The 24,321-nt window shown below is 73.0% G+C and carries 22 protein-coding genes; 11 read left to right on the forward strand and 11 right to left on the reverse strand.

Annotated elements, in window-relative coordinates; genetic code table 11:
• Window positions 1–55: 55 nt before the first annotated feature.
• The gene (locus FXF51_RS60450) at window positions 56–208 is read right to left on the reverse strand and encodes a hypothetical protein (protein WP_187414123.1); all 153 of its coding nucleotides are present in this window, start codon (window positions 206–208) and stop codon (window positions 56–58) included.
• On the reverse strand, window positions 205–540 hold the full coding sequence (locus FXF51_RS02365; RefSeq protein WP_148432532.1) for an ArsR/SmtB family transcription factor: 336 nt from the start codon (window positions 538–540) through the stop codon (window positions 205–207). The genes FXF51_RS60450 and FXF51_RS02365 overlap by 4 nt, the downstream gene beginning before the upstream one ends.
• A gap of 61 nt (window positions 541–601) precedes the next feature.
• On the opposite strand from FXF51_RS02365, the gene FXF51_RS02370 reads away from it, so the two are divergent.
• The gene (locus tag FXF51_RS02370; protein WP_187414124.1) at window positions 602–943 is read left to right on the forward strand and encodes a VOC family protein; all 342 of its coding nucleotides are present in this window, start codon (window positions 602–604) and stop codon (window positions 941–943) included.
• Window positions 944–1,083: 140 nt separating this feature from the next.
• On the opposite strand, the gene FXF51_RS02375 is transcribed toward FXF51_RS02370, so the two are convergent.
• Window positions 1,084–1,962, reverse strand: coding sequence for an SCO6745 family protein (locus FXF51_RS02375; protein WP_148432534.1), 879 nt, complete (start codon window positions 1,960–1,962; stop codon window positions 1,084–1,086).
• Window positions 1,963–2,080: 118 nt separating this feature from the next.
• On the opposite strand from FXF51_RS02375, the gene FXF51_RS02380 reads away from it, so the two are divergent.
• Complete coding sequence (locus FXF51_RS02380) at window positions 2,081–2,566, forward strand: CGNR zinc finger domain-containing protein (protein ID WP_148432535.1); 486 nt, start codon at window positions 2,081–2,083, stop codon at window positions 2,564–2,566.
• Window positions 2,567–2,639: 73 nt separating this feature from the next.
• On the opposite strand, the gene FXF51_RS02390 is transcribed toward FXF51_RS02380, so the two are convergent.
• From FXF51_RS02390 to FXF51_RS02400, 3 genes are all read right to left on the reverse strand, one after another.
• Entirely contained in the window at window positions 2,640–3,599 is a 960-nt protein-coding gene (locus tag FXF51_RS02390; protein ID WP_148432536.1) for a hypothetical protein, read from the reverse strand.
• A gap of 14 nt (window positions 3,600–3,613) precedes the next feature.
• Window positions 3,614–4,798, reverse strand: coding sequence for an ROK family transcriptional regulator (locus FXF51_RS02395; protein WP_148432537.1), 1,185 nt, complete (start codon window positions 4,796–4,798; stop codon window positions 3,614–3,616).
• Window positions 4,799–4,880: 82 nt separating this feature from the next.
• Window positions 4,881–6,071: an aminotransferase class I/II-fold pyridoxal phosphate-dependent enzyme gene (locus tag FXF51_RS02400; RefSeq protein ID WP_187414125.1), complete on the reverse strand. Its 1,191-nt coding sequence runs from the start codon at window positions 6,069–6,071 to the stop codon at window positions 4,881–4,883.
• Window positions 6,072–6,238: 167 nt separating this feature from the next.
• Here FXF51_RS02400 and FXF51_RS02405 point away from each other — a divergent pair, with 167 nt between their 5' ends.
• From FXF51_RS02405 to FXF51_RS02415, 3 genes are read left to right on the forward strand one after another with little or no spacing between them, the layout of a single operon-like run.
• A complete protein-coding gene (locus FXF51_RS02405; RefSeq protein ID WP_148432539.1) occupies window positions 6,239–6,487 on the forward strand; it encodes an acyl carrier protein in 249 nt (82 codons plus the stop codon).
• Window positions 6,488–6,514: 27 nt separating this feature from the next.
• Window positions 6,515–7,672, forward strand: coding sequence for a hypothetical protein (locus FXF51_RS02410; RefSeq protein ID WP_222871081.1), 1,158 nt, complete (start codon window positions 6,515–6,517; stop codon window positions 7,670–7,672).
• Window positions 7,669–8,721: an NAD-dependent epimerase/dehydratase family protein gene (locus tag FXF51_RS02415; RefSeq protein WP_222871082.1), complete on the forward strand. Its 1,053-nt coding sequence runs from the start codon at window positions 7,669–7,671 to the stop codon at window positions 8,719–8,721. The genes FXF51_RS02410 and FXF51_RS02415 overlap by 4 nt, the downstream gene beginning before the upstream one ends.
• Here FXF51_RS02415 and FXF51_RS02420 read toward each other — a convergent pair.
• From FXF51_RS02420 to FXF51_RS02430, 3 genes are all read right to left on the reverse strand, one after another.
• Entirely contained in the window at window positions 8,672–9,484 is an 813-nt protein-coding gene (locus FXF51_RS02420) for a phosphatase PAP2 family protein (protein ID WP_187414126.1), read from the reverse strand. The two genes, FXF51_RS02415 and FXF51_RS02420, sit on opposite strands and share 50 nt — an antisense overlap.
• Before the next feature lie 178 nt (window positions 9,485–9,662).
• On the reverse strand, window positions 9,663–11,642 hold the full coding sequence (locus FXF51_RS02425; RefSeq protein ID WP_187414127.1) for an MMPL family transporter: 1,980 nt from the start codon (window positions 11,640–11,642) through the stop codon (window positions 9,663–9,665).
• 384 nt (window positions 11,643–12,026) lie between these two features.
• Window positions 12,027–13,178: an endonuclease/exonuclease/phosphatase family protein gene (locus FXF51_RS02430; protein ID WP_148432542.1), complete on the reverse strand. Its 1,152-nt coding sequence runs from the start codon at window positions 13,176–13,178 to the stop codon at window positions 12,027–12,029.
• A 98-nt stretch (window positions 13,179–13,276) separates the two neighbouring features.
• Between FXF51_RS02430 and FXF51_RS02435 the strand changes: the two genes are divergently transcribed.
• On the forward strand, window positions 13,277–14,707 hold the full coding sequence (locus FXF51_RS02435; RefSeq protein ID WP_148432543.1) for an FG-GAP repeat domain-containing protein: 1,431 nt from the start codon (window positions 13,277–13,279) through the stop codon (window positions 14,705–14,707).
• Between the two features lie 188 nt (window positions 14,708–14,895).
• Here FXF51_RS02435 and FXF51_RS02440 read toward each other — a convergent pair whose 3' ends face one another.
• Entirely contained in the window at window positions 14,896–16,071 is a 1,176-nt protein-coding gene (locus FXF51_RS02440; protein WP_222871083.1) for a hypothetical protein, read from the reverse strand.
• A 103-nt stretch (window positions 16,072–16,174) separates the two neighbouring features.
• Window positions 16,175–17,167: a LacI family DNA-binding transcriptional regulator gene (locus FXF51_RS02445; RefSeq protein ID WP_148432544.1), complete on the reverse strand. Its 993-nt coding sequence runs from the start codon at window positions 17,165–17,167 to the stop codon at window positions 16,175–16,177.
• A gap of 268 nt (window positions 17,168–17,435) precedes the next feature.
• Between FXF51_RS02445 and FXF51_RS02450 the strand changes: the two genes are divergently transcribed.
• The 5 genes from FXF51_RS02450 to FXF51_RS02470 are packed head-to-tail and all read left to right on the forward strand — an operon-like array spanning window position 17,436 to window position 24,222.
• Window positions 17,436–18,983, forward strand: a complete 1,548-nt coding sequence (locus FXF51_RS02450; RefSeq protein ID WP_148432545.1) for an ABC transporter substrate-binding protein — start codon at window positions 17,436–17,438, stop codon at window positions 18,981–18,983.
• Window position 18,984: 1 nt separating this feature from the next.
• Window positions 18,985–19,920, forward strand: a complete 936-nt coding sequence (locus FXF51_RS02455; RefSeq protein WP_187414128.1) for a carbohydrate ABC transporter permease — start codon at window positions 18,985–18,987, stop codon at window positions 19,918–19,920.
• Entirely contained in the window at window positions 19,917–20,759 is an 843-nt protein-coding gene (locus tag FXF51_RS02460) for a carbohydrate ABC transporter permease (protein WP_148432547.1), read from the forward strand. The genes FXF51_RS02455 and FXF51_RS02460 overlap by 4 nt, the downstream gene beginning before the upstream one ends.
• The gene (locus FXF51_RS02465; RefSeq protein WP_222871084.1) at window positions 20,756–22,390 is read left to right on the forward strand and encodes an alpha-L-arabinofuranosidase C-terminal domain-containing protein; all 1,635 of its coding nucleotides are present in this window, start codon (window positions 20,756–20,758) and stop codon (window positions 22,388–22,390) included. Before FXF51_RS02460 ends, FXF51_RS02465 begins: the two co-directional genes overlap by 4 nt.
• 11 nt (window positions 22,391–22,401) lie before the next feature.
• Window positions 22,402–24,222 (forward strand): glycoside hydrolase family 2 protein, encoded by a 1,821-nt coding sequence (locus FXF51_RS02470; RefSeq protein WP_222871085.1) that lies wholly within the window; start codon window positions 22,402–22,404, stop codon window positions 24,220–24,222.
• The last annotated feature ends 99 nt before the right edge of the window (window positions 24,223–24,321 follow it).

Genomic DNA, 24,321 nt, shown 5'->3' on the forward strand with positions numbered 1-24,321 from the left:
CACTCCACAGATCGCACTCCGTAGCAGGTCCGAGGGTCTTTCCGGGTGCGAAGCGCTATTCCTCCTGGAACCGGATGCCCACCGCGCGGGCCGGATCGACCCAGCTGTGGCGGCCCCGCACGTACCAGGCGTCGATCTCGTCGGTGAAGACGCGGAACGCGGTGTCCGGGTCGACGGGCACGGTGACGCTGGCCCGCACGGAGTTCATCGGGTGCGCTCCACGTGGTCCTTGAACGAGCCGAGCTGCTCGGCCCAGAACGCCTGCACCTGGTCCAGCCACGCCTGCAACGCCGTGAACGGCTGCTGGCGCAGGGTGTAGAGGCGCAGCCGCGCGTCGGCCCCGCCGGCCTCGGCCTGCACGATCCCGCTCGCGCGCAGCACGCGCAGGTGCCTGCTGAGCGCGGGCGCGCTCATCTGGACGGCCTGCGCCAGCTCCCCGGCGGGACGCGGGCCCTCCCGCAGCAGGTCGATCACCTTGCGGCGGGTGGGGTCGGCGAGCGCCGCCAGCGTCGCGTCAATTTCGTTAACGTTAGTGTTAATTGTTGCCTACTTCCGCTAGGCTGTTAACGCTTCAGGCAACAATTATCGCGGAGGTATGCGGATGGCTGTCCAGCTCGGCTACTACACCCTGTCCGTGCGGGACCTGGACCGGGCGGCGGCGTTCTACGGGGCGCTGTTCGGCTGGGAGTTCAGGCGCGAGCACGAGACGTACCTGCACGTCACCAACACCGCCGTCGCCATGGGCTTCGTCGCGGGCGGGCCGTCGTCCCAGCCGAACGTCTACTACCACGTGGATGACATCGGCAAGGTCGTCGAGCGGGTGCGCGAGCTCGGCGGCACCACCGGCGAGATCCTCGACAGCAAGTCGGGGCGCGGCTGCTCCTGCACCGACGACCAGGGCACCGAGATCAGCATCTGGCAACCCGCCCCGGGCTTCGCCTGACCCGGCCGCCCAGCCGGACCCGGCTGATCCGCTGGGCTCGGCTGACCTGCTGGCCCGCTGGCCCGACAGATACTGCTGACCTGCTGGCCCGCTGGCCCGACAGACCCTGCTGGCCTGCTGACCGCATGGTTTTGCCGGCCTCAGTCGGGCACCTGGACGGTCGCGATGCCGAGCGTGCTGGTCATCGGCAGCAGCCCCGCCTCGAACACCGCCCCGAGGAACGGCGCGGCGAGCTGCCCCAGCCGCCCCGCCCGCTCCTCGCCGAACCGCCGCCACGGCTCGAAGGCCAGGTCGTCCGTCATCCGCTCGACCTGGTCGCGCAGCGCCCTGCCGCGCTCGGTGGCCTGCCCGTCCGGCTTCACCAGGCCGCGGGCGGCCAGCCGCTCCAGCGCCTCGGCCCACTCCTGCTCGCTCCAGCCCCGCCCGGCGAAGTTCTCCACCGGCGCGGCCCCGACCGCGGCGAACGACACCAGCGACTCGCACCCGTCCAGCCCGGCCGCGGCCAGCGCCGCCAGGTGGCCGTCGCCGCGGTGCTCGCGCAGCACGGTGGCCGCCTGCCAGAGCACCAGGTGCGGCTCGTCCGGCCAGGGCAGGTCCAGGTTGGCCGCCGCGAACGGCCGTCCCTCCACCGGCACGCTCTCGGCCACCCGCCTGGCCAGCTCCGCCGCCTCCGTCACCGCCGGCCCCGCCACGCGGTCGCCCAGCAGGTGGCGGTACGTCTCGTCCACCGCCTCCAGCCGCGCCCGCAGCACCTGCTCCGGCGCGGCCACCTCCCACACGGCGGGGAAATGCTCGGCGATCATGCGCGGGCTGAAGCTGTAGCAGGCGGCCGTGGCCAGCCGCGCGCCGGCCCGCCCGAGCGGGGCCGTGCGGTAGGCGAAATAGCTGGGCCAGCGCGACTCCACGTCGTAGCCGAGCGCCGCCGCCCGCCCGAACGCCTGCGGGGAGAAGTACAGCACGGCGTGGATCGGCTCCAGTTGGTGCCACATGCGGCGGGCAAGCCTGGATGGTGCGCTCATGACGAATCCCTCACTGTCTAGATAAGCTATGCCAGTGACGATAGAGGCATGGCGCATCACTGGTCAATCGCAAATAGACAGTTATGTCGGGAGGTGGGCGGAGCTCGCCGTCCTGCTCGTGAACGAGCTGCACGTCACCCAGGCCCGCGGCCGGGCCGTCACGCCGCCGCCCGACCGGCGCGCGGCGCTGGAGGAGGCCTTCACCCGCCAGGACTGGACACCGGGCCACACCTTGACGTCCGCGGACGTGGACCGCCTGGCGGAGGTGGCCGCCGAACTGCACCCCGCCTTCTCGGGCGACGTCACCTCGCTCAACCAGGCCCTGGTGCGTCACGCCGCCGTGCCCAACCTGCACGGCGACCCGCCGGTCCTCGCCTTCCACGCCCCCGACGCCGAGTGGGCGGACGCCTGGGCCGCCGACGCCGGCACCGCACTGGCCATGGTGATCGGGGTAGGGCAGGGGCGGCGGCTGCGGTCGTGCGAGGCGGACGGGTGCGAGCTGGTGTTCTTCGACGTCACCAGGAACGCGTCACGGCGGTTCTGCGGGCTGCCGTGCCAGAACCGCGCCAAGGCCAGCGCCTACCGCGCCCGCCGCCGCACCTGACGCGCCCCCCTCCGCGCCCGCTGCCGCGTCCCCTTCGCGCCCCCCTCCGAGCCCGCCGCCGCGCGTGCAGCGCTCACTCAGCCGGGAGCCGCAGCACCCGCAGCTCGTGCGCGCCGTCCTCGCGGGTCATCTCGTAGTACAGCCACCACTGCCCCTCCACCACCAGCGCGTCCAGGTACCGGACCGACCCGCTCCGGTGCGGCGAGGTCACCCAGGGCCGCTCACCCGACAGCCGCCGCCAGCCGAACAGATCACCGGACACCGCGACCCCGCACCGCTCCTCGTAGTTCTCCTCGTGCGAGCCCGACCCGTCGTAGAACCCCACGAACCCGCCCGGCACGGCCACCACGCTGTTGAGCCGCGCCTGGAACCGGTCCCATCCCTGGCCGACCCCCAGTACCTCCCCCTGCCAGGTGAAGCAGGCCCCGCCGTCCAGGCTGGTCGCCAGCCCCGTGGGATGCGTGGTGGCGCCCACGTTGTAGATGTCGGCGCTGGCGTGCGCCTCGCCGCCGAGCCCGGGCAGCGCCGCCGCGTAGCTGGCGAACAGGTACGTGACGGGCCCGACCCGCAGCACGTACGGATCCTTGACCCCCTCGGTCCCGGTGGAGGCCGCGGTCAGCACCGGCCGCGCCGTGGCCACGTCGAACTCCGACGGATGCGCCACCGGGCCGAGCGCGTCGATCCGCCACCGGTTGTCGGCCGGGTCCACGTACGACAGGTAGAGCAGGAACCCGCCCCCGTCCGCGGGCGTCAGGCAGAACCGCTCCATGGACGGCGTGCGCAGCTCGTCCTTGTGCACCGACCACACGTCGGTGAAGCTCACCCCGTCGTCGCTGACCGCCACCGCGCAGCGCCACCCGCGCTCAGCCCCGGCCCCGCGGGGACGCCGCCGCCGGTAGGTCAGCCAGAACCGCTCACCGTCGTGCAGCACGCCGGGGCAGCCTGCCCAGTAGCCCTCCTCGTCCTTCTCCGGAGCGAGCACCACCGTGCCCGCCAGCGGGTCGAACGCGGGAAGCGGAGCGTGAGAGATCATTTCGTCCTCGTCTTTCAGGCGTCGTAGAAGAACCGGTCCAGGGCGACGGCGGCGCTGCCGATCACGCCGGCGTCCGGGCCGAGGGTGGCGCGCCGCACCTGGACGGCGTCGCGCAGCACGGGGAACGCCCTGGCCCGCAACGCCTGCCTGACCCGGTCGAAGATCGGCTCGGGAGCGGTGCGGAAGGCGCCGCCCAGCAGGATCAGCGCAGGGTTGAGCAGGTTGACCGCGCTGGCCAGGCCGGTGGCGAGGTGACCGGCGACCTCGTCCAGCGCCGCGTCCGCGCGCCCGTCGCCCTCGGCGGCGGCGGACGCCAGGCGGGCGAGAGGATCGGCGCCGTCCCCGCTGTGGCCCCCCGTGATGAGCGGGCCGAGGAGGGCGCGGGCCTGTTCGGCCAGGTACGGCTCCGCCACTACGGTCTCCAGGCAGCCGGTGGAGCCGCACGCGCACGGCCTGCCCCGCTCCACCACCTTCAGGTGCCCCAGCTCCGTGACCCCATGGGTGCCCGACCTGAACGGCTGCCCGCCGATCACCACGCCCGCGCCCACGCCGGTGCGGACGTACACGTACAGGAGCGGATCCGCTCCGCCCGTGTCGCCGTAACGGGTTTCGGCCAGCGCCATCGCCCGTACGTTGTGATCGACCACCGCCGGCACGCCCAGCGCCCGTTCCAGCGGATCGGCGAACGCGACGTCGCGCCAGCCCAGGTTGACCGACAGCACGTTGCGGCGCTGCCCGGGGTCCACCGGGCCCGGGGCGGCGACGCCGATGCCGAGCAGCCGGTCGCCCGCCTGCCCGGCCAGTGCCGCGGCGGCGTCGGCGATGCGGGCCACGACCTGTTCGGGCGGCTCGCCCGCCAGGTCGAAGCCGAACGAGCGCACGTCCCGCGCGCGGGCCTTCAGGTCGCACAGCCCGAGCCGTACGGTACCCGCGCCGACCTGGACGCCGATGACCTGCCGGGCGCCGGCGCGCAGCCGGATGCCGGTCGAGGGCCGCCCGACGCGGGTGCCGGGCCCGTCCGTGGCGCCCTCGCTCACCAGGCCCTCGTCCAGAAGCTGGGCCACGACCTTGGTCATGGTCGTGGGGGACAGGCCCAGCCGGCGTGCCAGGTCGGCGCGGGGCTGCGGCCCGTGGTCGCGCAGGGTGCGCAGCACGAGGCGTCTGTGCAGCCTGCGGACGTCCTGCACCGGTGTCGGCATGGCGGCCCTCCTTAATAACTAACGGGTAGAAAATAATTAAGGGAAGCCCTTTCGTCAACGGGAGGACCCGGGGCAGAGGTGGTCAGGCGTCTTCGAGCAGGCCGAGCCGTCCGGCGACGGTGGCCACCGCGGCCAAGATGCGATCGACCTGCCCGTTCGTGTGCGCCGCCGTCACGCTCAGCCGGATCAGCGCCTCACCTTCAGGGACGGCCGGCGGCAGCATGACGTTCGCCAGCACCCCCTCCTCCAGCAGGCCCGCCCAGAATCGGCAGGCCGTCAGCCGGTCGCCCACCCGCAGCGAGACCGTCGGGGTGCCGCCCGCCGCCCGCGCGAACCCGAGCGCCACCAGCCCCGCACGCAGCCGTTCCGCCGCCGACATGACGGCCCTGCGCCGCTCCGGCTCCGTGCGGATGATGTCGAGGGCGGCCAGCGCGGCGGCCGTGCAGGCCGGGGGCAGCGACGCGGAGAACAGCGCGGACCGGGCGCTGTGCCGCAGGTACTGCACGACGTGCCGCGGCCCCGCGACGGCCCCGCCGAGCGTGCCGAAGCACTTGGAGAACGTCACCGTCTGCACGTCCACGGCCGACTGCAGCCCATGGTGCTCGGCCGCCCCGCGCCCGCCGGCGCCCAGCAGCCCGGCGTCGTGCGCGCTGTCGAGCACCACCCGCGCCCCGTGCCGCGCCGCCAGCTTGGCGATGCCCGGCAGGTCGCACAGATCGCCGCCGACCGAGAACATGCCCTCCGTCAGCACGATCGCCCCCGCCTGCGGGTCCGCCGCCTCCAGCATGCCGGCGAGCTGGGTCATGTCGTTGTGCCGGTAACGCCGCAGCGTGGCCTGGCCGAGACGGGCGGAGTCGATGAGCGAGGCGTGGATGCGCCGGTCGGCGAACAGCACGTCACGCGGCCCGAACAGCGCGCTCAGCGCGAGATTGGCCTGGTAGCCGGTGGTGACCACCATCGCGGCCTCGTGCCCGAGGAACTCGGCCAGCTCCCCTTCCAGCGTCTCGTGCAGGGCCAGCGTGCCGTTCAGCACCCGCGAACCCGAGTTGCCCGACCCCAGCCGGTGCAGCGCCTCGGCGCCCGCCTCCTTCAGCCGCGGATCGTCCGCCAGCGCCAGGTAGTCGTTGGAGCCGGCCATCAGCACCCGCCGGCCGCCCACCACCACCTCACCGCCGCCGGGCCGCCCCTCCACCGGCAGGTAGTAGGGGTACAGGCCCGCGGAGGCCAGCGTCTCGGCCTCCGGGAGACGGCACTTGCTGAAGGGGTCCGTCACTACGCGGCACTCACTTTCCGGCTCCGTCCGAAGCATTCCGGCGACTCACTCCGCATCAGGCGATCGTAGCTGACAGTGGTTGAACGTGATAGTAGAGTAATCGCTGCTGGTGTGGGGCTCGCCGGCAGTCATTGTCCCGACAAGCGACAGCCGACAAGGACGTACGCATGACAGAAGACGAGATCTTCCACCAGTTGCGCGGCCTGTGCGCCGAGATCCTCGCGGTGGATCCGGCGCTCATCACCCCCGACACCGACCTGCGCGAGGAGCTGGAGGCCGACAGCCTCGACATGGCGGAGCTGGCCGTGGCCAGCGGCGACCGCTTCAACCTCCTGGTGGACTTCGATCTCGCCAAGCACGTGCGCACCCTCGGCGACGTGACCGTCCTGGTCCGCGCCGGGGTCCGGGCCGGCTGACGCGCGCCGTCGTCGCAGGGGGTCGCCATGCCGGTCACGTTCTCGCCGCAGCGTTCCGCCGAGCCCGTCAGGGGGCCCGTCAGAGGGCGTCGCGGGCTCGCGGAGTTCATCGAGCTGCCGTACCGGCTGCACGGCGGCGATCCGCACTTCGTGCCGCCGCTGCGCGGCGACTGCCGGCGGCTGCTCGACCGGCGGCGCAACCCGTTCTTCCGGTACGGCGAGGCCGAGCTGTTCACCGTACGCCGCGGCGGGCGGGTCACCGGCCGGATCGCCGCCGTGCACAACCCCCGGCACAACGCGGTCCACGGCACGCATGACGGGTTCTTCGGGCAGTTCACGTGCGCCGACGACCCCCGGGCCGCGCGCGAGCTGCTGGAAGCGGCGGCGGAGTGGCTGCGCGGGCGCGGGCTGAATACCATGCTGGGGCCGGTCGACTTCACCATGAACGACGAGTGCGGGGTGCTGGTCGACGGGTTCGACGCGCCGCCGAGCGTCATGATGCCGTACAACCCGGCCTACTACCCGGAGCTGCTGGAGTCCTGCGGGCTGGCCAAGGTGAAGGACCTGTGGGCGTGGGACGGCGCGGGCCGGGAGCCGCACGAGCGGCTGCTGCGCATCGCCCGGCGAGCCGAGCAGCGCCACCGGCTCACCGTGCGATCCCTCGACCCGGCCCGCTTCGACGCCGACCTCGACGGGGTGAAACGCGTCTTCGACAGCGCCTGGCAGGGCAACTGGGGCTTCACGCCGATGACGGACGAGGAGTTCGCCGCGGCCAAGCAGCGGCTGCGCGACGTCGTGGACCCGCGGCTCGTCCTGCTCGCCGAGGTGGCGGGCGAGCCGGTGGCCGTCGCGCTGGTGCTGCCCGACTTCAACCAGGCCGTCGCCGCGGCGCGAGGCCGCCTCAGCCGCTTCGGCCTGCCCATCGGCCGGGTCCGGCTGACCCTGGCGGCGCGGCGCATCGACCGGGTGCGCGGCGTGCTGTTCGGCGTCGTCCCCGCCCTGCGCAGGCACGGCGTGGAGGCCGCGGTCATCGCCCGCGCCTACGAGGCCATCGCGGCGGGCGGTTACCACGGCGGCATGGAGCTCGGCTGGACGCTGGAGGACAACCAGGCCATCAACCGGTACCTGACCCTGCTCGGCTGCACCCGGTCCAAGGTGTACCGCATCTACGGGCGGGAGCTGTGACCGACGGGCACGACCTGGGCGCCGGCGTCTCCGGCAGGCGGTACCCGGTCATGGACGGCTCCGGCAGGCGGTGCCCGGTCACGGGCGTCACCGGCACGCGATATCTGGTCACCGGCGCCACCGGCTTCGTCGGCAGGCGGCTGACCAGCATGATCCTGGCGCGCGGCGGCACCGTCACGGCCCTGGCCCGGCCGTCGCCGCGCGCCAGGGCACTGCGGGAGCTGGGCGTCCAGGTGGTGCCCGGCGACCTGGCCACCGGGCGGGGCGTCGAGGAGGCGGTGCGGGGCGCCGACCGGGTGATCCACCTGGCCGCCACCCTGCGGGCGCGCACCGCCGCCGGGTTCCGGGCGGTCAACCGTGACGGCGTCGAACGGCTGGTGCGCGCGCTGGCCGCCCAGCGCAGGCCCGCGCGCCTCGTCCTGTGCTCCTCGCTCGCCGCCGGCCCCGCGATCTCCCTGTACGGGGCCAGCAAGCGGGCCGGGGAGCAGGTCGCCAGGGAGCACGCGGGGCGGGTGCCCGCGGTCATCCTGCGGCCCGGCATCGTGTACGGGCCCGGCGAGGAGGCGCTGCTGCCCGCGTTGCTGCCCATGGTGCGGCTGGGCGTGGTCGTGCAGGCCGGGTGCGGCCCCCGGCGCTTCGGGATGGTGTACGTGGACGACCTGTGCACGGCCCTGCTCGCCGCCGCCGAACGCGGCCCCGTCCTGCGACCTGCCCCCAGTCCTGTGTCCTGCCTCGGCCTGTATCCCATCAGCGACGGCAACGCCTACGACATGGCCGACATCTGCCGCGCCCTCGCCCGTGCCGCCGGCTGCCGCACCCCCCTCGTACTGCCGCTGCCGATGCCCGCCGTGCACGCGATGGCAGCCCTGGCCGAGCTCGTCACCCGGGGCGCCGTCCCCGCGCTGAACAGGGACAAGGCCCGGGAGATGGGCCGCGCCGACTGGACGTGCACCCCGGACGACGCCGTACGCGAGCTGGGGTTCGCCCCCGCCACCACGCTCACCCGGGGCTTCGAGGCCGCGCTCGCCGCGCTGCGCACCGCTCCATGACGGCGTGCACGGCCAGCGCCACCGCCAGCCCGGCGACGGCGTCGGTGAGGTAGTGGTACCAGTCGTACACGACGGCGACCGTCAGCCCTGACGTCAGCGCCCACAGCACGGCACGGACGGCCCTGGAGACGTGCCGGCGCAGGCAGAGCAGGGTGATCCAGGCACCCGCCACGTGCGTCGAGGGGAAACACGCGCCGGGCGGGTCGAAAGCGGCCATGATCTCGTTCTGCACGGCGGTGACCGCGTACCCGGACGGGCCGTGCACGGCGAACAGCTCGGGCAGCGCCAGGGCCGGGCCGGTCAGCGGGATCGCGATGAACCCCAGGTAGCTGGGCAGGAACACGGCCAGCGCGGCGAACACGTACCGCTCGGCCAGCGGAACCCTGCCCCAGGCGTACAGGATGGCCGGGATGAGGAAGACGCCGTAGAAGGAGAAGTAGCAGAGGGTCAGCACCTCCGTGGTCAGCGGGGAGCCGATGGCGGCCGTCACGGCGGAGTTGGGGTCGAAGCCGAGCAGCGCCGTCTCCCAGGCGTGCAGGTCGCCGTCGAGGTAGCGGCCGTGCAGGACGCGGGAGGTGCGGGCGGCGGCGCCGTACGCGAAGGGGAGCAGGAGGAACGGCCCGGAGAACCGGACGAACCGCACTGCCTTCACGCGGGGGAAACGCCGCTCGGCCTGTGCCAGTACGAGCAGGAACAGGCTCGCGAGCGCGTACCCCGCGAGCAACGCCTGCCCGTCGGCCAGGCGCCCACGAAACAGGACCACAATGAGCGCCATTATCGCGAAATAGCCCAGCATCAGCCATTCGGCGGGGCGGAATGTGACTCCGCGGCCATAGGCCCGCGCGAAAAAGCCGCCACGGAAATCCGTGCCCGTGACAGGGGCGTGCCGAAACGCCGCGTCGATTCCGCGCGGGCGGCTGAGCGCCTCCTCGGGCGAGAGGTCAGGAAGTGGCACGCGCGGGCCACCAGATTCGCCGCCCCATGTGGTGGGCGAGCGCCGGCACCAGGAACGACCGCACGACCACGGTGTCGATGACGACCCCGATCGCCACCAGCAGGCCGAGCTGCACGACCGGCACCAGCGGCAGCACGGTCAGCACGAAGAACGCCGCCGCCAGCACCACCCCGGCCGCGGTGATGACCCCGCCGGTGGCGCGCAGGGCGTGCAGGGTCGCCTCACGGGTGTCCAGGCGGACGGCCTCCTCGCGGACGCGGGCCATCAGGAAGATGTTGTAGTCGATGCCGAAGGCCATCAGGAAGACGAACGCGTACAGGGCGAAGGACGCGTCCACCACCGGATAGCCCAGGAACTGGGTGAACAGCGCCGAGCACAGGCCCAGCGTGGCCGCGAACGACAGCACCACCGTGCCCATCAGCAGCAGCGGCGCCACCAGCGAGCGCAGCAGCACGACCAGGATCAGCCCGACGACCAGCAGGATCAGCGGCACGACGAGGAACGCGTCGTCGAGGACCGCCTTCTGCACGTCGAGCAGCTCGGTGGTGAACCCGCCCACCAGGGCCGCGCCGCCCGCCGCGCCGCGCACCGCGCCACGCAGGTCCTCCACCAGGCGCTGGGCGTCCGGCGTGTTCGGCTCGGCGGCGAGCACCACGTCGAACGTGCGCCACGGGGCGGGCGGCCCGGGCCGCATCGCCACCACGCCCTCCGCCTCGTGCACCACCCGCTCCACGGCGGCGCTCTTGTCCTGCCTGGCCAGGACGACGACCGGCGCGCTGGCCGGATAGTGCCGCCGCAGCGCGTCGTAGCCGGCCACGGAGTCGGTGCGCATCGTGAACAGCGACGACGGCGGGATGCCCGAGGTGTCGAGCGTGGTCAGCCCCATGCACAGCATGGTCAGCAGCAGCGCGGAGCCCGCCCAGGCCAGGCGGGGCCGCTGGCCGACGAAGCCCGCGACGCCGCGCCACAGCCCGTCGCGCGCCACCTCCCCGGGGCGCGGCGTGCTCGGCCAGAACGCGCGCCGCCCGCCCAGCAGCATCAGCGCGGGCAGCAGCGTCACCATCACGGCCGTGGTGATGAGGATGCCGACGGCTGCCGCCGCGCCGATGGAGCGCAGCGCGTGCGTGTCGGCCACCACCAGGCAGCCGACGCCGCCCGCCACGGTGAGCGCGGAGGCGATGACCGTGCGGATGCCGCCCGACAGCGCGTCCTTCAGCGCCGCCGCCTGGTCGGCCGTCGCGCGCAGCCGCTCGCGGTAGCGGGCGACGAGCAGCAGCGCGTAGTCGGTGGCCACGCCGAACACCAGCACGGTGAACACCTCGGGCGTCGCGGCCCGCAGCGTCATCAGCCCCGAGCGGGCCAGCGCGTAGATCGCCGCGGCGGAGCACAGGTAGGCCACCACCACGGCCAGCATGGGAATCACCCACAGGACCGGGCTGCGGTAGACGGCGAGCAGCACCAGGAGCACCACGGCCAGGCTCAGCGCCAGAAGCGTGCCGTCGACGCGGCGGAAGGAGTCGACGTAGTCGGCCGCGGCGCCGCCCGCGCCGCTCACGTGGCTGATCAGCCCGGCGGGGCTGCCCTCGGCGGCGATCTGGCGCAGCCGTTCGACGAGCGGGCTGACGAGCACGCCCGGCTTGCCGGACAGCAGCACGGTCACCTGCAGCGCACGCCCGTCGGCGCTGGGCACGGGCGCGGACGCCATGCCGATCACGTCGGGCACGCTCGCGAACTGCCGCAGGTCCTGCCGGGCCGCCCTGATGTCGGCGCGCTGGAGCGGGCCGGGGCGTTCGTAGACGACGAGGGCGGGCACCACCCGGCCGGACTGCTTGGCCAGCAGGTCGAGAACGCGTGCCGACTCGGCGCCCCTGGCCAGCATGGAGCTGCCGCTGGTGACGCGGACGTCGTCCAGCGGGCCGCTCGCGAGCACGGCCGCGACGGCGATGGCCACCCATGCGATGACCACCCCGGCCGCGATTTTTCGCGCAACCCCCATACGAAACAAAACCGACAATTCCCGCCCACCCCCGGCCTCGGTGTGAAAGTGCCGGCCGGCACGTAGACGATAAATTCCCCGTCCTGCTTAAACAACTTTTTGCAGGAGTCTCATATTCGCGTCATGGCCGGAACAAACGGGACATCGCCGTATTCTTTTTCGGCTGCTTGACCGCTTTCCGCCCGTGATGCCGTACGCGCGGCGCGCCGCCTCTTCTCGCCCGGGCAGGCGGGCAGGCGGTGCGCCGCGCGGCCGAGGGAGGGGCGGCGGGTCGCCTTGGACTGGGGAGGGGCGGCGGGTCGGCGTCCGAGCGGGGAAGTGGCGGGTCAGGGTCCGAGCGGGAGAGGTGGCGGGTCAGCTCTGGATGCGGAGGTCCGCGAAGAGGGCGCGGTGATCGGACCCCGGCACGTCGAACACCCGCGTCGCCGCCGCGGATCCCCGCCCGTCCGTCAGCACGTGGTCGATGGCCACCAGCGGCGGCAGCGAACGCCCGTGCGGCCACGTGGGCGTCAGCCCCTGACCGGTGGAGGCCGCCGCGTCCGTGTAACCGGTGTCCAGCAGGCGGCGGAAGACCGCGTGGTCGAGGGTGGCGTTGAAGTCGCCCGCCAGGATCCTGGGCGGCCCCGAGGACGGCGCCGGCGGCAGGGTCGCGACCCCGGCCTCCCACTCGGGCACCGTCGAAGGCACGGGCGCGACCGGGTGCACCACCACCACCTCCACGGCCGACCCGCCGGGCAGAGCCACCTCGACCACCGGCATGTGGTGCCCGACCGGCTGGAACAGGCCCGTGCGCTCCGTCATCGGGTAGCGCGAGTACACGCCGCTGCCCTCCGGGCCCCGGTAGTCGGCCCTGCCTACGTGGTACGGCAGCAACCGCGCCAGCCCGGCGGCCGACAGGCGGTCCCGCGCCGAGTACGTCAGCTCCTGGATGCTCAGGACGTCCACGTTCAGCCTGCGGACCAGGTCGACGATCACTGCCGCGTCGCCGCGCCCGCCGTTGAGGTTGGCCGTCAGCACCCGCAACGTCCGGCCGGCGGCGGACTCGGACGCGGTGCCAGTGCCGGTGCCGGTGCCGGTGCCGGTGCCGGAGGCGGGCGCGGTGCCGGTGCGGGAGGCGGGCGCGGAGTCGGTGCCGGACGCGGTGCCGGACGCGGTGCCGGACGCGGTGCCGGACGCGGTGCCGGAGGCGGGCGCGGAGGCGCTGGTGCTGCTGCCGAGTGCGCGTGGCAGCACGCACCAGGCCAGGCACACGCACACGGCCAGCATGATCGCTGTCGCGGCCCTGCTGCGCAGGAGGGCCGCGATGGCCAGCATCACCAGCGCGGCGAGGGCGAAGTACGGCGTGAACGAGACCAGCGGGACCAGGATGACGCCCGACTCCAGCCCGCCGAGCCGCACCGCGGTGCCCGCCGCGAACAGTACGGCCATCGCCACGGCCAGCCGCCTGCGCCACACCCGGCGGGGGCGGGTCCGCCGTTCCGTCTCCACGACCTCTTGCACCAGCACAGCCGCACACGCTAAGCGACCATTCTTAACGCCACATGAGGATGGGGCCTCTGGGCAGATGAGGGAACGTGGGTCGTGCTGTCCTAAGCTGTCGGGCTGTGCCGCGAAAGGCGATGATCTTGCTGGTGGCCGCCCTCGTGGTGGCGGGCTGCGGGGGCGACCCGGGGGCGGGTGGCTCGGCGGCGTCGCCGCGCCCCGGCACCACCGCCTCGCACCCCAGCCCCGGCGACGAGCCGCTCGGATCGAGCGCGCCATCCGGATCGAGCGCGCCATCCGGATCGAGCGCGCCATCCGGATCGAGCGAGCCGCTCGGATCGAGCGCGCCAACCGGGTCAAGTGCACCGCCCGGCTCCGCGACGCCTGCCGGGTCCGGTGCGACGCCGGGCTCGACCAGGCCCGCGCGCGGGAAGGCCGACGACGTCAACGGTGACGGGTACGCCGACCTGGTGGCGGAGTTCGGCCCCGCCGACCGCAGGCGGCTCGGCGTCGTCCACGGCTCCCCGAAGGGGCTCGTCCCGTCGAAGGGCGCGGTCGTGCCGCCTGACACGTTCACCTCCTGGCTGATCGGCAGCGGCGGCAGCAGGGCCGACCTCGACGGCGACGGATTCGGGGACGTCCTCGGTTACGGCGGGCCGCCCGGCCGGCCGCAGGGCCCGCACGTTCTCTGGGGCGGCCCGGACGGCATCGCCGCGACGGCGTCCCCCACCCCCGTCCGGCTGCCCGCCATCTCCGGATCGGCCAGCTACCGCGCCGTCGCGGGCGACTTCGACGGGGACGGCGCCGCCGACGTGGCCGTGGCCACCCCGCCCAGGTCGGGCGGGCTCGCCGCGGACCTGACCGTCCTGTACGGCCCCTTCACCCGGGACGGCGCCGCCACCCGCAGCGGCGTCCAGCCGTCACCGACCGGCGAGGACTTCTGGCGGATGGCCGCCGACGAGATCGACGGCCGCCGCGCCACCGCCTTGATCGTGTACCAGGGGGACGACGGCGAGCAGGTCAGCGGCCTGCTGCTCGCCGCCGGGCCCGGCGGCCCCGCCCGGACGGGCAGGAAGCTCAACCCGGGCATGGCCGCCGCGTTCGGCGACTTCGACGGGGACGGGGCCAGGGACGTGGCGGTCGGCGACGACGGGAGCCGCAACAACGAGCCCGGCTACGAGACCGAGCCGCCGTCGGTGGACCGGACGCTGACCGTCTACTACGGGGACGGGCGGCAGGCGGCGTTCAAGGGCACGTCGGGTGCCGCCGTCGCTGGTGACTTCGACGGTGACGGGCGTGACGACCTGGCCTTCGGGGGCGCGGCGCAGGTGGCCGCCACTGCTCCGAAGGTGTTCTGGGGTGCGGCGGGCGGGCTTCGTGCCGGGACGAGTGTCGCCGGGGTGGGGGAGGGGGTGCCGTTGGCGGCGGGGGATTTTGACGGGGATGGGGATGATGAGCTGGTGCTCGTAATGGGGAAGGAGGACTCCGTCGTCGTGGTGACGGACGGCAGGAAGGCGCTGACCCGATTCGAAACCAACGACGTGCCGTCGTAGCGGCGCGCGGCCGGCCGCCGCGCGTGTCGTGCCGCGCGTGTCGTGTCGTGCCGGGTCGTGTCGTGCCGGGTCGTGTCGTGCCGGGTCGTGTCGTGCCGGGTCGTGTCGTGCCGGGTCGTGCGTGGCGGGCCGTGCGTGTCGTGCCGGGCCGTGCGTGCCGGGCGCGTGACCTCGCGCCCGCCACGTGATCAGTGCTGCAGCGCCTTGAAGTCCTTCAGCCAGTAGTTCGGCGCCGACAGCCCATCCCCCCGCCCCCTGACCGTGTACGGCGCGAACACGCTGTTGAGCAGCCACGGATCCTTACCGGGCCCGAAGTCCCGCACCATCAGGTCATCCTGCTTGAACCCATACGTGGCCACCGCCAACCGCCCCGTCCCCCGATAAAGCGCCATCTGCTCCCGCAAGAAGCCCGCCTGCTCCACGAACCAAGAACTGCTGGTCAGAAAGTCGGACCACTGCTTCCGGCTGAACGGCGAGTCGATGGCGGCCTTGATCACCTGCCAGACCCGGGTGTCCGGGGCGAACCCGTACCGCTCGGCGAACGACGCGGACACCGTGTCCTGGAGGTGCTGCTTCCAGTACCACACCAGCGAGAACTCGGTCACGAGGTACGTCTGGTCGTCCCGCATCCGAGGCAGGATGTAGTCGAGGAAGGCCTGCGCGTTCCCGGGCGCCGGGATGTGCGGGTGAATGTCGACGCCCTGGATCTCGGGCGTCTCCCGGACGAAGGTCATCCAGCGTTCGGCCGCCGGGGTGCGGCGGTCGGCGAGGTCGAGGCGGTTGAGCGCGCCCATGTAGAGGGTGGTGCGGCAGCCGGGGCCGCAGTGTTCGCGGCGGTGGCCGATGATGTGCCGGGCGACGGTCTCGTAGAAGACGTTGAGGCGTTCGTCGCGTTCGGCGGGCAGGCTCTCGATGAACGGCTCGTTGCCGATGGCGAGGATGTCCACCTTGTCGAGCACCGTGGGGAGCACGCGGTCCAGTCGCGCGAGTTCGGTGGCCATGGCGGCGCTGCCGGGCTGCGGGAAGGAGGCCGCGTTGTAGGGCCATTTGAGGCTGAGGATGGTGTCGTAGCCGCGCCGGCCCGCGTCGGTGATGGTGCTGATGGCGAAGTGGCCGGCGGGGTCGCCCTGGTCGGTGGCGGGCATCGGGTAGAAGCCGCGCACCCAGCGGGTGCCGGACTCGCGTAGTTCGCGGTAGTCGAGGGCGTCGAGGTTCTGGTTGAAGTTCGCGCCGAGGGCGCCGTACGCGGTGGGCAGCGGACGGTTCACGGGCTTGCCCTCCGAAGCGGCGGTGGCGGCGTGAGTGAGGGGCGAGACCGTGGCGAGGACCGCGGTCAGCGCGACGAGCGACAGTCGACGAAGCAAGGTGCCTGCTCTCTGACGGGTTGGGGGGAGATCGTCATCGGCGCGATTCATGTTTGCGCTAACTTGATCGGCCTGTCAATGGCCGTCCCGCCGGAGTGAGGGCTCAGCGAGGAGGGGCGGTGGAGGCGCGGACGATCAGCTCGGGGCGGACGAAACGGCTGCTGGGCTGGGCCGAGGCCGCTCCGGGCGGGCCTTCGACGCGCGCGATGAGGTGCTCCACGCAGCGCCGCCCGACCGTCTCCAGATCCTGCCGGACGGTGGTCAGCGGCGGCGTCAGGTACGGCGCGAAGTCCAGGTCGTCGAACCCGACGACGCTCAGGTCGTCAGGCACCCGCCGCCCCAGCTCGGCCGCCGCCCGCAGCACGCCCACGGCCATCTGGTCGTTGGCGGCGAACACGGCGGTGGCCTCGTCGTCGGCGAGCAGCCGCAGCGCGGCCTCGTACCCCGAGCGGGGCGACCAGTCGCCGGCGACGGGCGGCGGCACCGCGCGCCCGGAGCGCTTGAGCTGCCGCTGCCAGGCGGCCCGCCGCCGCTGCGCCGGGTTGGAGCCGGCCGGGCCCGCCACGTGGTGCACGGTGGCGTGCCCCAGGCCGAGCAGGTGGTCCACGGCGGCGCGGGCGCCGGCGGCCTCGTCCATGCCGAACGTCGGGTGCTTGTGCGCCGCCCTGCTGTCGGCGATGACCAGCGGCACCTCCTCGGGCAGCCGCAGGTGCGGGGTGTCGAGGACGCGGGCCTCGACCACGATCACGCCGTCCACCGCGCGGTCGGTGAGCCCGCGTACGGCGGCGCGCACCTCCTTCTCGGTGGGCCCGTCGACGATGGCCACGCTGACCGAGTAGCCGCGCGCCTGCGCGCCGGTCACGACCGCCTCGACGATGCGCACGTTCAGCACGGCGCTGAGGTTGAACGTGACCACGCCGATCGTCCCGAACCGGCCGGTGGCCAGCGCCCTGGCGGCGATGTTGGCGCGGTAGCCGAGCTGCTGCATGGCCGCCTCGACCCTGAGCCGCGTCTCGGAGGTCACCCGGTCGTTGCCGTTGACCACCCGTGACACGGTCTGGCCTGAGACTCCGGCGAGCTTGGCGACGTCCGCCATCGACGGGCCTCCGGACGCCCTCGTCCCCGGTGGTCGCACCACGCCCGGCTGTCTCCCTTCATCAGGGCAGCGCGTTACGGGGCTGCCGCGAGGTGGAACGCCGACAGGCTACATCGGTGGCGGGCCTTCACGAACATGTTCTTGACGCTGATAGGCCCGCAGCCTAAGTTAGCGCAAACATAGATCCGCTCCGGGGGATCCCTGGCTGGCCGGGGAGAGCGGACCAGGTCGGTGACCGAGTCGTACACACAGACATAGAGGAGTCGCCATGGGGCGGCATCACCACCGGATCTCTGCAACCACGGGCGCTGGGCCCGTTCGTCGGCACCCGGGCGATCTCACCCGCCGCCGCCTCTTCGGGGGCGCGGGCGCCGCCGTCCTGGCCGCGGCGCTGGCCGCCTGCACCGGCGGCGGGCAACTGGCCGAGAAGAGCGCGAGCGCGGGCAGCGGCGGCGGCGCCCTGCAGTGGTGGGACCAGTTCCGGCCGCTGACGAAGATGTTCCAGGACGCCCTGTTCACCCCGTTCACGCAGTCGCACGCGGGCGTCACCGTCGAGCGCCGCCAGATGGACGCCCCCGACCTCGGCCAGGCGCTCCAGGTCGGCAGGCGCAGCAACCAGATGCCCGACGTGCACTCGCTGGCGGGCCTCGGCACGGTCTCGCCCGCCGCCCTGGTGAGCGAGGGCTGGTTCCAGCCGATCGGCAAGCTCGCCGACTTCGCGGGCAGCCCGATCGGCGAGTTCGTCTACGACGGCATCCACCGCTTCGACGGCGAGATCTACTCCTTCCCGCCGTTCTCCGGCCGCTGGCACGAGGCCGTGCCGTGGTTCAACACCGCGATGCTCAAACAGGCGGGCGTGGACCCCGAGGAGGAGCCGGGCACCTGGGACGAGCTCCGCGAGATCGCCCGCAAGGTCGCCACCGGCAACGACGGCGGCGCCGCCGGCCTGGTGCTGCCGAGCAAGGAGCCGGAGTACCTGCGGACGCTGGTCGAGCGGCTGGCCATGACCGCCGGCGCGCCCGGCCCCGGCAACGTCGACTGGGCGACCGGCGCCTACGTCTACGACACCCAGCCCTACCTCGACGCCATCGAGTTCCTCGTCAGCCTCCAGAAGGACAAGGTCGTGCACCCCGCCTCGGCCTCGATGGGCGCGCGCGACGCCCGCGCCCGCTGGGCCGCCGGGCAGGCCGGCATCTACCTGTGGGGCGCCTGGTTCATCGGCGGCCTGCTGGTGGACGAGCCGGAGGCGGTCGAGCGCGGCGTCGGCACCTGGCACATCCCCTGCCCCGGGACCACCAGGAACTTCGTCTACAGCCCGCCCTCGTCCGGCACGTTCTGGGTGTCCAGCCAGTCCAAGCAGGCGAAGACCGCCGCCGAGCTCATGCTGCAGATGACCACCAAGGAGTTCCAGACCAGGCTGGCCGAGGCGATGGACCAGCCGCCCGCGCTGGCCGCCGAGGTCATCGAGGACGCCAAGGTGCACGACGCGTACAGGAAGTGCGTCGCCAACTTTCAGGAGGACGTGAAGATCGGCCCGGTGCCCGAGGTGGGCAACCCCGGAGTCTGGCAGGTGCTGGCCGAGATGCGCGACGTCCATCCCAACCTCGGCGACATCGTCCAGTCGGTGCTGACCGGTGCCTCCACCGACGCCGGCGGCCAGCTCCGCCGCTTCAACGACCAGATCAGCGCGGAGCGCGAGCGCGCGCTGAAGGCGGTGCGCGAGGAGAAGGGCGTCGAGGTGGACCTGAAGGCGTGGGTGTTCGCCAACTGGGACCGCGAGAAGGACTATGGCCAGCAGGACTACGCCGGGCGCTGAGATGACCACGACGACCTCCCCGCCCCCGCCCAGAGGACGGGCGCGGCGCCTGCGTCAGGACTGGTGGATCTACCTGTTCCTGCTGCCGACCGTCCTCGGCTACGGCGCCTACACCGTCTACCCGCTGCTGGCCTCCTGGTGGTACGCCCTCCTCGACTGGCCCGGCTTCGCCAGCACGGGGACGTTCGTCGGGTTCGAGAACTTCGAGCGGCTCATCGGCGACGACCTGTTCTGGAACGCGTTCTGGAACTCGCTGGTGTTCCTCGTCATCGCCGTCCCGCTGCGGGTCGGCCTGGCGCTCCTGCTGGCGCTGGTGCTGAATGCGCGCAAGACGCCGTTCAAGGGCTTCTTCCGCACCCTGTTCTTCCTGCCCGTGGTCACCACGGGCGCGATCGTGGGCGTCGTGTTCACCCTGCTGCTCGACGCGAGCGGCCCGCTCAGCCTGTCGCTGGTCTGGTCCGGGCTGATCGACTCGCCGCAGAACTTCGCCGCCAACGCCGGCACCTCCCTGTACGCGGGCATCGCCGTGTGGGTGTGGAAGTGGCTGGGCATCACGCTGATCTACTGGCTGGCCGCGCTGCAGACGATCCCGCGGGCCGTGCACGAGGCCGCGATGATCGACGGCGCCGGCGCGTGGGCGGAGTTCCGGCACGTGACGATGCCGCTGCTGGTGCCGTTCCTGGTGATCATCACGCTGATCGACACCGTGGCCGCGTTCAACGTCTTCGACCTGATGCAGACCCTGACCGGCGGCGGCCCGTCCTTCTCGTCCGAGGTGATCGAGATCTTCATCTTCCGCACGGCCTTCCAGGCCACCGTCCCCCAGCTCGGCTACGCCTCCGCCGCCGCCGTGCTGTTCGGGCTGCTGACCGTGGTGCTCGCCGTCGCCCAGGCGCTGGGCATGCGGTGGGCGCGCGGGAGGAGGGGGGAGCCATGACCTCGCGGCTGCGTCTTCCTGGCGCGCGGCAGGTGGTGACGTTCGTCCTGCTGCTGGTGCTGGGCGGGCTGTGGGTGTATCCGTTCGTCTGGCTGGTGTCGGCGTCGCTGAAGACGTCCTCGGAGATCTTCGGCAGCGGCCTCGGCCTGTTGCCCGAGCAGCCCGTCTGGGAGAACTACGCCCGCGCCTGGAGCGAGGTCGGCTTCGCGGGCTACTTCGTCAACACGCTGGTCATCACGGTCGGCACGGTGCTGCTGGTGGTCGTGCGCAGCGCCCTGGCAGGGTACGTGCTCGGCCGCTACGACTTCATCGGCAAGAAGTTCCTCATCGGCCTGTTCCTGGTCACCTTCTTCCTCCCCGAGGGCTACACGATCATCCCGATCACGCAGCTCACCGACCAGCTCAGGCTGCTCAACACGCACGCCGGCGTGATACTCGGGCTGGGCGCGGGCGGTCAGATCGCCTCGACCCTGCTCTACGCGGGCTACTTCCGGCGGCTGCCGAAGGAGCTGGAGGAGACGGCGCGGCTCGACGGCGCGGGCCCCTTCACGGTCTTCTTCCGGGTGATGCTGCCGCTCGCCTGGCCGATCACCGCCACCGTGGTGATCCTCACCTACCTGTTCGCCTGGAACGTCTACCTGCTGCCCCTGGTGTTCACGCTCAGCGAGCCCGACCTGCGCACGCTGGCCGTCGGCATGACCGTCTTCGTGGGCGAGCGGGGCACCGACTGGTCGGGCATGGCCGCCGCCGCCGTGATCTCGCTCATCCCGGTGATCGCCGTGTTCGTGGCGCTCCAGCGCAAGTTCGTCGACAGCCTCGCGGGAGCGGTGAAGCAATGACAGAAACGGAGCCCACCGGCATGCGGGAAGCACTCGTCACCATCGACACCCGCCGGCCGGCCGGCCGCATCGACGACGACGTCTACGGGCACTTCCTGGAGTCGGCGTTCTTCGGCAACATCGAGGGCGGGGTGTTCGACGAGGGCTCGCCCCTGTCCGCCGACGAGCCCGGCCTGCTGCGCGGCGTGCGCGCCGACGTCCTGGAGCTGGTGCGCGAGCTGGGCCCTGGCCCGATCCGGTGGCCGGGCGGCAACTTCACCTCCGCCTACCACTGGGAGGACGGCATCGGCCCGCGCGACGACCGGCCCAGCAGGCTGGAGCTGGCCTGGGGCGAGCGCGAGAGCAACCGGTTCGGCACGGACGAGTTCCTCGCCTGGTGCGAGGCGGTCGGGGCGGAGCCGTACCTTGTGCACTCGGCCCGGGACGTGGACGAGGCGGTGCGCTGGATCGAATACACCAACTCCGCCCGCGACACCACCCTGACCGCCCGCCGCGCGCGGAACGGCAGGGCCGAGCCGTGGAACGTGCGCTACTGGGGCGTCGGCAACGAGGTCTACGGCCCCTGGCAGATGGGGCACCGCACGGCCGACGAGTACGCCGCCGCCGCCCGCGAGCACGCCCTGTTCATGCGGCTGGTCGACCCGGACGTCAAGCTCGTCGGCGTCGGCATCCCGTGGCGGCAGGAGGAGTGGACCCGCCCGCTGCTCCAGCGGGCCGGCTCGCTGCTCGATCACCTCTCCCTGCACCTGTACGGGGCCAGCACCCACCTGTGGACCGGCGACGACTACGACGCCGTCGTCGCCCAGTCCCTCTACTTCGAGCGGGAGCTGCACACCTACTCCCAGCTCGTCACCGCCCTGGCCGCCGAAGCCGGCCTGGACCGGCCGCCCGCGCTCGCCCTGGACGAGTGGACGATGCGGCACCTCGAACCCGAGGAGTGGCCGCGGCCGCAGCCCGGCGACGACGGCGGCGTCGCCCCGCGCGACACCGCCCCAATGGACGACCCGCTCAAGGTGCGGGTCAACCGGTGGAGCCCCAGGACGGTCGGCGACGCGCTCTTCTGCGCCGGCGTCTTCCACGCCATCCACCGCACCGCCGGGCTGCCCGCCCCCGTCGCCATGGCCAACCCGGTCAACCTGGTCAACGCCAACGGCCTGGTCGTCGCCCGCCCCGGCGGTGCGCTGCGCTCGGCCATCTACCACGTCTGGCACCTGTACCGGCACCACACAGGGCGCACCGTGCTGCCCTGCGAGGTGACGGGACCGGCCAGGACCGCCTCCGTCACGCTCGGCGACAACCGCGGTCCCGACGGCCGGCTGCTCACCGCGCCCATGACCGTTCCCTACGTGGACGTGTCGGCCACCCGCGCCGACGACGGCACGCTGCGGATCGCCGTCGTCAACCGGCACCGCGACGCGGCCGTGCGGCTGCGGGTCGTGCTCGACGGCTCCCAGGCCGGCACGCCCGCCACCGCCAGGATCCGCACCCTGGGCGCCGACGTCCCTGCCCTGGACGCGGTCAACACGCTCGCCGCCCCCGACACGATCGCCGTACGCGACCTGGGCGACGTCGCGTCCAGCGGCGGCGGGTGGGACGTCGCCCCGCACTCGGTGACCGTGCTGTCTTTCTGATCAGGAGAACCGTGACCGACCACCCCCGCCCGCTGCTGGTGCGCCCGCACTGGCAGGACCTGTCAGGCCCCTGGGGATTCGCCACCGACGACGAGGACCGCGGCCTGGCCGAGGGCTGGCACGACGACCCCGCGCCGTACACCCGCACGATCACCGTGCCGTACCCGCCGGAGAGCGAGCTGTCCGGCCTGCGCGACACCGCCCCGCACCCCGTCGTGTGGTACCGCCGCACGCTGCGCCCCGACCGGGCGCCCGGACCGGGGGAGCGGCTGCTGCTGCACTTCGGCGCCGTGGACTACCGCGCCCAGGTCTGGGTCAACGGCGTGCACGCGGGCGGCCACGAGGGCGGGCACACGCCGTTCTCCTTCGACGTCACCGACGCGCTCGTGCCCGGCGCCGAGCAGGTCGTCGTGGTCCGCGCCGAGGACGAGTGCGACGACGCCACCCAGCCGCGCGGCAAGCAGGACTGGCGGGCCGAGCCGCACGACGTCTGGTACCACCGCACCACCGGCATCTGGCAGCCGGTGTGGGCGGAGGTCGTGCCCGGCCTGCACGTCCGGCGGCTGCACTGGACGCCCGACGTGCCCGGCGCCGCCGTCACCGTCGAGGTCGAGCTGTCCCGCGCGCCCGAATCCGAGGTGGACGTGCACGTCGTCCTCACCCTGGAGGACGAGGTCCTCGCCGACCAGACCTGCCGCACCGGCCGCCGCGACGGCCGCTGGACGATCGCGATCCCGGCCGCCAGGCACCAGCTCGAACAGGCGCGGCTGCTGTGGACGCCCGAACGCCCCACCCTGCTGGACGCCCGTGTCGAGGTGCTGCGCGACGGCCGCACGATCGACGCGGTCACCTCGTACACGGCGCTGCGCAGCACCGGCGTCCGCGACGGCCGCTTCCTGCTCAACGGCCAGCCCCGCTTCCTGCGGCTGGTCCTGGCCCAGAACTACTGGCCAGGCTCGCACCTGGCCGCGCCCGCAGGCGCGCTGCGCAGAGAGGTGGAGCTGGTCAAGGAGCTGGGGTTCAACGGCGTGCGCGTCCACCAGAAGGTGGAGGACCCGCGCTTCCTCGCCTGGTGCGACCGGCTCGGGCTGATGGTGTGGAGCGAGCTGCCCAGCGCCTACGAGTACGCGCCCAGGACCGTCGAGCGGCTCACCCGCGAATGGCTGGAGGTCGTCGCCCGCGACCGCAGCCATCCGTGCGTGGTGACGTGGGTGCCGTTCAACGAGAGCTGGGGCGTGTGGCACGCCGCCGACGTGCCGGAGCAGCGGCACGCCACCGCCGCGCTCTACCACCTGACCAAGGCGCTCGACGGCACCCGGCCGGTGATCTCCAACGACGGGTGGGAGCACACCGAGAGCGACATCTGGGGCCTGCACGACTACGCGCCGACCGGCGCGTCCATCCGCGAGCGCTACGCCTCCAGGGACGCGGTCGCGCGCGTCCTCGGCGACCGGCCGCCCGCCCGGCGCGTCGCCCTGCTCGGCGACCCCGTCAGGCGGGGACAGCCGGTCGTGCTGTCCGAGATAGGCGGCCTCAGCCTGCGGCCGGAGGCGGGGGAGGCCTGGCACGGGTACGCCGCCGTCGCCACCGCCGGGGAGCTGGCCGAGGAGTTCCGGCAGTTCGTGGACGCGGTGCTGGACAGTCCCGAGCTGGCCGGGTTCTGCTGGACGCAGCTCACCGACACCGAGCAGGAGACCAACGGGCTGCTGACCGCGGGGCGGGAGCCCAAGCTGCCGGTGGAGGTGGTGCGGCGCGTCCTGACCAGGCCCGCCCGGTCGGCGCCCGCCGAGGCCATCGACGCCGCCCGCCGCGCCGCCCGCCAGGAGGAATGACCGCCCCGGCGACGCGCGCCATGGGGGCGGCGGGTCCCGGTGGTGAGGCCATGGGGGGCGGTGTGGCAGGACGTGTCGCCCCTTCCGGTGAGAACGGAA

This window comes from Nonomuraea sp. PA05 (genome assembly GCF_008086045.1).
Classification (GTDB): Bacteria; Actinomycetota; Actinomycetes; order Streptosporangiales; family Streptosporangiaceae; genus Nonomuraea; species Nonomuraea monospora.